Below are 10608 nucleotides of genomic sequence, written 5' to 3'. Positions count from 1 at the left end.
ATGAATTTTTGAGCTCTTATTGTTCGATAAAATAATGTGAGTCAGTGCTTTCGGAAATTCTTGGCTCCAAACCAATTCGCTCCAGTCGGGGTTAAATCTTGAATAAAATTGAAGTTTGACATAATCTTTTGTGAGCTCTTGATAAAGAATTGGATTTCCAAATCCATCCTCCCAAATAGGAAAGCCGCTAGCCTCATTTTCGGAAATATTAATTCTTTTATAAAGTTCAATATTTACGTTGGGAGCACTTTGTTTAAGCTTTAATTGTGAATTTACATTTTTCACATCCCCACTTTTATAGGTAAAAAGGGTGTTTTTGGGTTTAAGTTGATTCGGAATTCCCGATTCTGATAGCCAAAAAACAATATTTTGGTCTGAAGGAATGTTTTTTGTAGAAAATTCGCTCAGCTCTATTTTTCTGGCGGTATAGTTTTGGATGGCGACAATGGCGGCTTTAATATAGCTGGCATCACTCTTAAATTTATCAGTATAAATCGCTATTTTGATGCTAGTGGTGTCGATTAATATCGAACTGCTATCCTTTTTATTCCTGTCTATATAATTTAGCACTGCCGCTCCTTTGTCAAATTCTAAGCTTAAGCGACTGTTTTTAATTGCTGGATTGAAGGTTTCGGTAGTGAAAATTGTGGCAGTCGGACTGCTTGTTGCGATTGTTGCCATGATGTTCCCTGATTCTTTAAACCAGGCGTTTTCAATCCATGTGCTTGTTGAATCTATCATATTGATAGTCTTCCACGTCAGGGGGAATGAGATTATGGCGCGCTCTGAGCCCAATCTATTCAGTCTGTTGCTAGTAAAAAGAAATGCTTTTGTATTTGTGGGTATTTTATCATTTAATAAATTTAGCAGCGGCCAATAAGAAAGGATATTGTTTTTATTGCTCTTGTTTTCAGCGATGACTTCTGTTATTTTGGCTGTTCTAAATTCGGGTTCGAAAAAGTGAAATTCATATTCTAAACCAAGTAGTGAATCTATTTCTAATTTAAAATTGTCATAAATTTCTTTGCTATTTTCTTCCTCAATAAGGATCCATCCTGATTTTATGTTTTTTTTATCAAGACTTTCCCAAATAGGTTTCGCGAGGATAAAGGCTAAAATAATCAACAAAAAGCAGCGTAAAAATAATAAGAGGAGATCGCTTAGTTTTAGGCTTTTTGCGCTTTGTCTGGAGCTCTCACCAAGAAGACTAATGCTTCCAACTTTCAGGGTTTTACCTTTTTTTACATTCCACAAGTGGATTATCAGCGGAATGGCAATTCCGCCAATAGCAAATAACCAGATGGGATTTAATAGTTGTAGCAAGGCCTATGTTCTTTGTTTATTACGTTGGTTTAAAAAATCTCTTAAGGCCTGATCGAGGGGTTCGTCCATGCTGATCAATCGATAATATATATGTCGATCTAAAAGCTTCATTCTGAGACTGCTCAAGTGCTCATTTAGCCTCTCTTGATAGGCACTTTTTGATATTTTTTGATCGATTTTAACGGTCTTTCCTGTTTCAAGATCTTCCAATTCTGAGTAACCTTTAAAATCGAGGTCTAATTCATTTTTTCCCATTAACTGAAATACAATCACTTCGTTTTTTAGAGCGTTGAATGTATCCAATAATTGCAATAGCTCTCCATTTTCTTCATAGAGGTCTGTGATAAAAACTAAGAGCTCTCTGTTATTTGAAGCTGAATAAAGGTCTTTATAATGAATGGGTTTTGTAAATGTTCCTCCGGCTTCAATATTTTCAAGTTGATAGAACAGTCGTGATAAGTGCTGAAAATCTTGTTTCGAAGTTAAAGAGAAAAATTTTTCATCCTGGAATATGTAAAGCCCAATTGCATCGCCTTGTAAATGAGCAAGATATGCAAGTGACGCGACTAGATATTTGGCATAATCGATTTTTTTGAATCCGCCATCTAAGTGATTCATAGAGGCGCTTGCGTCGATTACGAAGCGAACTGAAATGCTCGTTTCCACCTCAGATTCGCGGATATAGTAGCGATCAGAACGGCCATACATTTTCCAGTCGAGCCAACGTAAATCATCGCCTGGTTGATAGGAGCGATATTGGCTAAACTCTAAACCCAGCCCTTTAAACGCACTTTTATTAATTCCCGTCATAAAACCATCCACCACAGTCTTTGCTGCTAATGAAAGGTCTTTGATTGCCATTACGGCTTTCGGATCTAATAATTTGCTCATGTGAGGGCTTGAAATTATTTATTTAAGAAATAGTCAATATTTGTATTAGGCCTTTATTGCTGGACGTTTTATTGATGTAATTAATTCTGAAGTAACTCGGTCGGAGTTCACATTTTCTGCTTCTGCTTTAAAATTAACGAGGATTCGATGCCTTAAAACCGGATAAGCCATGGTATGTAAATCTTCCATTATAACTGCAAATCTACCTTTCAACAAGGCTCTGGCCTTGGCGGTCAAGATTAGTGCCTGACCAGCTCGCGGTCCGGCACCCCAACGTACCCATTCCTTTACAAAATCTACACTTGTGGTATCTGGGCGTGTGGCACGAATTAAATTGCTTACATATTCAATTAGATCTTCGCTTATACTAACATCCCTAACAAGGGATTGGATTTGCAAAATATCCTCAGCATTCAAAACGGGTTTTATTTCGGCCTTTTTTGAGCCCGTTGTACTATTCAAGATGCCAAATTCTTCTTGTGCTGTTGGATAACCAATTTTTACGAAAAGTAGGAAGCGGTCGAGTTGCGCTTCAGGTAGGGGATAGGTTCCTGCTTGCTCAATTGGGTTTTGTGTTGCAAGTATAAAAAATGGGCGATCAAGAGGGTAAGTTTGCCCACCATACGTTACCTCGAACTCTTGCATTGCCTCAAGTAAAGCTGCTTGGGTTTTTGGAGGTGTCCGGTTTATCTCATCTGCAAGGATGATATTAGCGAAAATTGGCCCTTTATTAAATTTGAAAAACCTTTTTCCTGAGCTATGGTCTTCCTCTAGAATCTCTGTTCCAATAATATCTGTAGGCATTAAATCGGGAGTGAATTGAATCCTACGGAAAGAAAGGTGCATGGCTTGCGACAAGGTTTTAACCATCAATGTTTTGGCAAGTCCCGGTACACCTTCCAAAAGACAATGCCCACCAGCCATCAAGGCTATGATCATTTCTTCAAGTACTTGATCTTGCCCAACAATTACTTTTTGAATCTCCTGCTTTAGGTGCGGTAGTTTAGCAATTGTTGCCTTAATCTTGCTTTCTGAAATTTCCATTTCGTATAATTTGTTAAATTAGGTGAAAATTAGGAATATTTTGGCGGATTGTGGGAGTATGTAATTCCCCATCCGTATTTTTACATATAATCCTTCCTGAAAGCGTGCTTTAGGAAAAATATTAAAGATAATTTTAATGAATGTTAGTTCGAAGTTCACATTTGCGAGGTTAAAATACCGCTCAGGAAACTGGGATACGGATCAGCGTATGCCTTCAAATTTGTTGAACTCCCTGGTAGAATATACTACAATCCCGATTAGCTATGAAGAAAAAGTTGTTGATCTTGCTAGTAATGAGGTATTTATGTATCCTTTTACTTATCTCAGCGGACATAAATTGGTTCAATTTGATCAGCAGGAGAAGGTAAATTTTAAAAAGTATGTCGAAAATGGTGGGTTTGTTTTTGTAGATGATTGCAATCATGACATTGACGGACTCTTTGCTAGGTCGTTCGAGGCTCAAATGAGCGCACTTTTTGGTTTCTCGGCACTGAAAAAGATTCCCAATAACCATGAAATTTATCGATCTTTTTTTGAGTTTGAAAAGGGGCCACCAACCACCTCATTTGAATTAAATGGTTGGGGTGATGATCTGGTCCATGATTATCTTAAAGCAATAGAAATTAATGGACGCATTGGTGTTTTGTATAGCAATAAAGATTACGGCTGTGAGTGGGATTACGACTTTAGAAACAAACGCTTTTATGCCGAGGATAATACCAAATTTGGAGTGAATATTATTATGTATGCGATGGGGGTGTAAATTGTAGTTAAATATATATGCTTGATTATAAGTAGCTTATGTTTATTTTTTTGATGTTTATACTGTCTTTTAGCCATGCTAAAATTTGACATTACATAAGCATCATATTATGTATTTTTGTGAAAATTTGATTCTTTTTAATGATAAATAAGCCATTTGATGCTCTAAAAGGCAAGTATTGTAATTCTTTGGATACGTATTCCAGATTTTTAACTCGCGAGGTAACGATTGGAAATATTGCGATGGGTGGTCAAAACCCTATCAGAATTCAAAGTATGACCACCACAGATACTATGGATACCATGGCAACTGTTGAGCAATCTATCCGTATGGTAGATGCAGGATGTGAATACATCAGAATAACTGCTCCTAGTATAAAAGAGGCTAAAAATTTAGCTTTAATTAAAAAAGAATTACGTGCGCGTGGTTACCAAGTTCCATTAATAGCTGACATACATTTTACTCCCAATGCAGCTGAGGAGGCTGCAAGAATTGTAGAAAAAGTACGGATCAATCCTGGGAATTATGCAGATAAAAAGCGTTTTGAAAATTTTGAATATACAGAAACAGAATATCAGGCTGAGTTAGAAAGAATTTATAAGAAATTTACGCCTCTTGTTAAGGTTTGTAAGGAGTACGGTACCGCTATGCGTATCGGTACTAACCATGGTTCACTTTCCGATCGTATTATGAGCCATTATGGCGATACTCCTCGCGGGATGGTGGAGTCGGCAATGGAGTTTATGCGTATGTGCGAATCTTTAAATTACTACAATTTGGTGGTTTCCATGAAATCTAGTAACCCTCAGGTAATGGTTCAGGCTTATCGATTGTTGGTTGAAACGATGGTTAAAGAGGGCATGAATTATCCTTTGCATTTGGGGGTTACAGAAGCTGGCGATGGGGAAGATGGGAGAATTAAATCGGCAGTGGGTATTGGGGCGCTTTTAGAAGATGGCTTGGGCGATACCATTCGTGTTTCGCTTACCGAAGATCCAGAATTTGAAGCTCCTGTGGCACTTGCTTTGGCTGGTCGTTACAAGTGGAGAACGGAATCGGTTGATGGTGGTCAGTTGCCTGTTGTCGGTTCTGAGTTGTCAGTTGGCGGTTCTCAGTTATCAGTTGACAGTTCTCAGTTGTCGGTTGTCGGTTCTCAGTTAGCGGTTGACAGTTCTCAGTTGTCGGTTGACAGTAAGGGAGCACAGGAAAATGTTTTGTCTGCAAGCCACAATCCTTATGAGTATCAAAAGCGTCATACAGCCGAATTAAATACGTTTATTGGTGGGCATCAAGTGCCTCGCGTAGTGATAGATATCTCGGATAAAAATCTGAAAGATCCAGCAATTCTTGGTGATGTAGGTTATTTATATTCAACCTTGCTTGATAAATACAATATGGCTGAGCAATCATGTGATTTTGTTTATTTAGCAGATCAATTGCCTTCATTTAGTTTTCCGGGTAATTTAAAGCAACTTTATAATTATTCGACATGGAAAACACTTTCCAATAAAAGTAATTGTCACCCATTTTATTCTTTGTCAGAGTTTGTTTCCTCAAAAGAACATGATTCTGCTTTGAACTTAGTTTCAATCAGTAATCAAGATATTGATTCTGAGCTTTTCAAAGAATTACCTCTTGATAATACCTTAGTTTTTGTGTTAGAAACTAATGCCGTTTGTGGAATGCAAGATCAGCGAAATGCCTTCTTTAAATTGGTGGAAATGGGGCTTGATGTTCCGGTGATTATTAAGCGTGAATATAGCTTGAAGGACCAAAGTAAGACTTTTTTGCCGAATGATACTGATTTTCAATTGTATGCTGCAACCGATCTTGGAGCGTTACTTTTGGATGGTTTTGGAGATGGTATTTGGGCGGATGCTTCAGACATATCGACAAAAAACGTACTTTCTACTTCATTTGGTATTTTACAGGCTACACGCTCCAGAATTTCAAAAACGGAATATATTTCGTGCCCAAGTTGTGGCCGAACGCTTTTCGATTTACAGATTACTACGCAAATGATTCGCAGCCGTACGGATCATCTTAAAGGCTTAAAGATTGGAATCATGGGTTGTATAGTGAATGGTCCCGGAGAAATGGCAGATGCTGATTATGGCTATGTAGGTACAGGGCCTGGTAAAATTACGCTTTATCGTGGTAGGGAAGTGGTTAAGAAAAATGTTGATTCCGAAAATGCGCTTGATGAACTTATTGGAATCATCCGTGGGGATGGCAATTGGATTGAACCCGAGTCGATTAATTAATTTTTGAGAAAATCAACGCTTTTTTCGCATGCCAAATGAAGCTCGAGGGGTAATTCATCCTTTGTAAATGGATGCGATGCTCCAAAAACATGGTTTGCATGAGGCACGATAAATAATTCTGCATCCAGACAATTTTCTTTCAGTTTTAATGCTTCATTGAGAGAAACATTAACATCTTGATCGCCATGGATAATGAGCCAAGGATTTCGGATTTGTTGTGCAGCAAGTAAAATATCGTATGATTTGGAATGTTTCTCCAAATCATATAAAAGGTCAATTTTTAATGGAGTGTATTGTTTTGTACGTGTATTAAAATTAAAAATAACGCCTTTTATTCGCCATTCCTTTTCATCTTCTTTTTTCCAGAGACTTCTAAAGTCAGAGATTGCAGCCCAGGTAATGAGCTTGTTGATCCTTGGGTCTTTTGCTGAATGTATGATAGAAGTCCCACCCCCGCGACTATGGCCAATGAGGTTCAATATTTCTGCTTTAGGGAAGTTTTTCCCACTTTTTGCAAATGAAATCACTTGATTCAAATCAAAAAATTCCTTGCTAAATGTATTGTCGCCAAAGGCACCGAGATCAGTAAACTCTGTAGGGTTTTCAGGACTTGTGCCATTGTGTGAAAAATTAAATTTCAGAAATCTAAATCCTTGTTTTACAAAGTATTCTGCCACTAAATTATAGGCTCCCCAATCCTTAAAGCCCTTAAAACCATGCACAAATAATACTAAAGGATGCGCTTCTTGTCCGCTTTTAAAATGCAGATCCATTAAGATGGCTTTGCCTTCTGCTCCTTCGATAGTGAATGATTGCCGATTAATCATACAGAATTAACGTTTTGAAACTTTTATGTGAATAAGACCTCTATGTTGAAACAATTTTTAATTTATATGACAATTTAAGTATTATAAGTTATTTCACAAATTTTTTCCATTTTTATAGCAAAGAATCTAATGATTTTGTTGTGTTTCTATTTATAATTTATCTAAAATTGAGCATTGAATTTTAATAAGGTTTTTTCAAAAACATCCTGAATTAATATCTTTCGAGGGTTTTTTACAGGCTTTTGTCATATCTTATTTATAATCTTTCTAAACGCTTGTGTTTACAAAGGTGTGACATATTCAAAAACGCTAATTTGTTACATTTGTTTCGGTTTCAAAAATAGGATCACATAGTTTGAAGTATTTAAAAGTCATTGCCTTTACGCATAAACAAATCGACCTAAAAGATTTAGGGAAGTTTGTGATTTGTAATGAGTCTTTGGAAAGTAGTTTAGAAAGCGTCAAACAGAAGTTTGATATTCCTGAAATATTTTACATTGGGACTTGCAATCGCGTAGAGTTTGTTTTTACTGCAGAGCAAAATCTAAGCCATGATTTTGTTAGAGACTTTATTCATGCTTTGAATTTGCCAATATCTGAAGAACAGGTTCAAGCCTTTTCTGAGCAAGTTTCAACTTATGAAGATGAGGATGCATTAAATCATTTATTAAGAATTTCTTGCTCTCTAGAAAGTTTAGTGGTGGGGGAGAAAGAGATTCTTGCCCAGGTTCGTAAAGCTTATGATACTTGTAGGATTGCAGGATTTACAGGCGATTACTTGCGTCTTATCATGAATCGTGTCGTTAAAACATCTAAAGAGGTATATACGAATACCGCTATTTCACGCAAGCCCATTTCGGTAGTTTCATTAGCTTACAGAAAATTGCGTGAGCTTAAAATGTGTACTAACTCAAGAGTTTTGATTATTGGTGCAGGCGAAACAAACAAAAATCTATCGAAATATCTTAAAAAGCATAAATATTCAAACTTTACTATTTTCAATCGCTCGATTGAAAATGCACATGTTCTTGCTGATGAACTTGGGGGGATAGCTTATAATTTGGATGCATTAAAAACTTTTAAGAATGGCTTTGATGTCATTATTACTTGTACAAGTGCTACAGAACCAATAATTACCAATGAAATTTATAAGTCTCTTCTCAATGGGGATGAATCTAGAAAAGTTATTGTCGATTTAGCTGTTCCAAATGATACTAGTCCGGAAGTGCTTCAAAACAACCCTGTAACCTTTATCGAAGTTCACAGTCTGCAGGAAATTGCCAACAGCAACTTGAAGGAACGTTATGAAGAGCTAATTTTTGCTGAACGTATTATTGAAGAAAATATACAGGAATTTAAACCGGTTTTAAAACAACGCAGGGTTGAAATTGCTATGAAGGAGGTTCCTGAAAAAATCAAAGAAATCAGAAACGCTGCCGTAAATGGTATTTTTGCTGAAGAAATTGAAAATATGGATCAACAATCACGCGAAGTATTGGAGCGAGTGATGAATTATATGGAAAAGAAATATATTAGCCTTCCAATGGTTATGGCAAAGGATATACTGTTAAATAATAGTTGATTTCCTACTGATCCCAATCATTTTGGCTACTTTAGCCCTTCAAAAAAAACGCGTCCATACAACTTAAATGCCATGCCTGATCATTTAACAGAAGATAAAGAAAAGTCTAAAATTATCATTGGTACACGGGGAAGTGAGCTCGCACTGTGGCAAGCTAATTATGTTAAAGGTCTTTTGGCTAACATAGGACTCAATTCAGAGTTAAAAATCATTAAAACTCAAGGCGATAAAATCCTTAACCTTAGTTTCGACAAGCTAGAGGGAAAGGGGTTTTTTACTAAAGAACTTGAAGAAGAGCTTTTGAATGGAACCATTGATCTTGCTGTTCACTCGCATAAAGATTTACCTACCAATCATCCCGAAGGATTAATTGTTGCTGCAGTTTCTGAACGTGAAGATCCAGCAGAGCTTTTGCTAATCTTAAAGGATTGCGTAGATGTTCAGCATAAGTTATCTGTGAAATTTGGTGCTATGGTTGGCACGTCCTCCAATCGTCGTAAGGCGCAGTTGTTGGCGGTGCGTCCAGATCTTGAAATTGAAGAGCTTCGAGGCAATGTGATTACCCGAATCCAAAAATTACGCGACGAAAAATATGATGCCATCATGCTTGCTAAAGCTGGTGTTTTACGCTTAGGGCTCGATTTAAGTGAGTTTTACGTTGAAGAGCTTGAGCCTAATGAATTGATTCCTGCGCCGGCACAAGGTGTTTTAGCCTATCAAATCCGCGAAAGCGATACTGCTCTTTTTGCAAAGCTTCAAGCGATAAATAATAAAGATGTTGCTGAGCAAATTGGGATTGAAAGGAAGGTGTTAAACCTCTTTGAAGGGGGCTGCCAAATGCCTTTGGGTTGTTATTGCCGGAAGGATGGTTCTACTTTTCAAATTTGGACTTCAAAGGCGGATGATGGAAATGATTTCCCTGACCGACATTTTACTGAATCTGAAACGTCTGAAGGAATTGCTGAAATGATTGTTTCCAAATTTGCTACCAATCGTAAATTTCCTAAAAATATATTTATAACCCGCGAGCTTTCTGAATCGAGTTATTTGAAGCATGCTATGGCAAAGCATCAGGTGGAGCTAGAGGGACGTTCATTAATTCGTACTTTCCCATCTATCAATAAATTGGATTCATTTATCTTAAGAAATATAGATTGGGTTTTCTTCAGTAGTAAGAATGCTATCGAGTATTTCTTTAAGCTTGAACCTCAACTTCCTAAAAAAGTGAAATTTGGGGTTTTAGGTAGAGCATCGGAGGATGTACTACGTTTACACGGCAAGAAAGCCGATTTTAATGGTGAAGAGGAGGGTATTGATACGAGCGATATCGCTAAAGAGTTCGCCAAGCTTGCTAATGGAAAAAATGTTCTGTTCCCAAGTGCTAAGGGTTCATTAAAGACTATTCAAAAGGAATTATCTGCAGATACAAAAATTATAGAGTTAACTGTTTATGAGACTATTAGCATAGAGAAGGTTGAAAAATCATATGCCGAAGTATTGATTTTTACAAGTCCCTCAAACGTAGATTCTTATTTTGCTGAAAACCTGCTTGAACCTGATCAAAAAGTTATTTGTATCGGTAAAACTACTGGTCAGAAGTTTGATGAAATGGGTGTTAACTATACATTGCCATTTTCGCCTGATGAAATGGGCTTGGCAGAGGCGGTTTTTGCGCTCGATTTATAATATAAACAAAGTATGGATCATATGTTAATTCGTCCCAGGAGGTTAAGAACAACTCCAATATTACGCGAAATGGTTGCAGAAACCAGATTGTCGAAGGATATGTTCATTTATCCTTATTTTGTTGTCCCCGGCAAAAATGTTGTGCATGGTATCGATGCGATGCCCGGTATCAATCATTTTTCTGTTGATACCCTTTTGAAGGATGTAGAAAAATCCTTGAAAGTGGGT

8 protein-coding genes and 1 pseudogene are annotated in these 10608 nt (G+C 37.1%); 5 read left to right on the top strand and 4 right to left on the bottom strand.

The genetic code is table 11. The features are described 5' to 3' along the window. The 3 genes from ACILQF_RS06095 to ACILQF_RS06085 form a co-directional block, all read right to left on the bottom strand. A partial coding sequence (locus ACILQF_RS06095) for a BatA domain-containing protein (protein ID WP_395626527.1) occupies window positions 1-1323 on the bottom strand: 1323 nt, incomplete at its 3' end. Between the two features lie 3 nt (window positions 1324-1326). Further along, a complete protein-coding gene (locus ACILQF_RS06090; RefSeq protein ID WP_395626526.1) occupies window positions 1327-2214 on the bottom strand; it encodes a DUF58 domain-containing protein in 888 nt (295 codons plus the stop codon). A 45-nt stretch (window positions 2215-2259) separates the two neighbouring features. Next, window positions 2260-3258, bottom strand: coding sequence for an AAA family ATPase (locus ACILQF_RS06085; protein WP_395626525.1), 999 nt, complete (start codon window positions 3256-3258; stop codon window positions 2260-2262). A 136-nt stretch (window positions 3259-3394) separates the two neighbouring features. Between ACILQF_RS06085 and ACILQF_RS06080 the strand changes: the two genes are divergently transcribed. Together ACILQF_RS06080 and ispG are read left to right on the top strand one after the other, a co-directional pair. Continuing rightward, window positions 3395-4021, top strand: coding sequence for a DUF4159 domain-containing protein (locus tag ACILQF_RS06080; RefSeq protein ID WP_395626524.1), 627 nt, complete (start codon window positions 3395-3397; stop codon window positions 4019-4021). Between the two features lie 140 nt (window positions 4022-4161). Further along, window positions 4162-6285: a (E)-4-hydroxy-3-methylbut-2-enyl-diphosphate synthase gene (gene ispG, locus ACILQF_RS06075; protein WP_395626523.1), complete on the top strand. Its 2124-nt coding sequence runs from the start codon at window positions 4162-4164 to the stop codon at window positions 6283-6285. Here the strand turns inward: ispG and ACILQF_RS06070 are convergent. Next, window positions 6282-7112: an alpha/beta hydrolase family protein gene (locus ACILQF_RS06070; RefSeq protein WP_395626522.1), complete on the bottom strand. Its 831-nt coding sequence runs from the start codon at window positions 7110-7112 to the stop codon at window positions 6282-6284. The genes ispG and ACILQF_RS06070 overlap by 4 nt on opposite strands. 355 nt (window positions 7113-7467) lie before the next feature. On the opposite strand from ACILQF_RS06070, the gene hemA reads away from it, so the two are divergent. The 3 genes and pseudogenes from hemA to ACILQF_RS06055 all read left to right on the top strand — a co-directional run. Beyond that, on the top strand, window positions 7468-8694 hold the full coding sequence (gene hemA, locus ACILQF_RS06065; protein WP_395626521.1) for a glutamyl-tRNA reductase: 1227 nt from the start codon (window positions 7468-7470) through the stop codon (window positions 8692-8694). A 72-nt stretch (window positions 8695-8766) separates the two neighbouring features. After that, window positions 8767-10380: a hydroxymethylbilane synthase gene (gene hemC / locus ACILQF_RS06060; protein ID WP_395626520.1), complete on the top strand. Its 1614-nt coding sequence runs from the start codon at window positions 8767-8769 to the stop codon at window positions 10378-10380. 12 nt (window positions 10381-10392) lie between these two features. Continuing rightward, a pseudogene (locus ACILQF_RS06055) lies at window positions 10393-10608 on the top strand (porphobilinogen synthase); the annotation flags it as partial.

It is taken from the genome of Daejeonella sp. (assembly GCF_044232565.1).
In the GTDB taxonomy this organism is placed as follows: domain Bacteria; phylum Bacteroidota; class Bacteroidia; order Sphingobacteriales; family Sphingobacteriaceae; genus Daejeonella.
The sequence above is the reverse complement of the archived record's forward strand: the minus strand, read 5'-3'. Positions and strand labels throughout refer to the sequence as shown.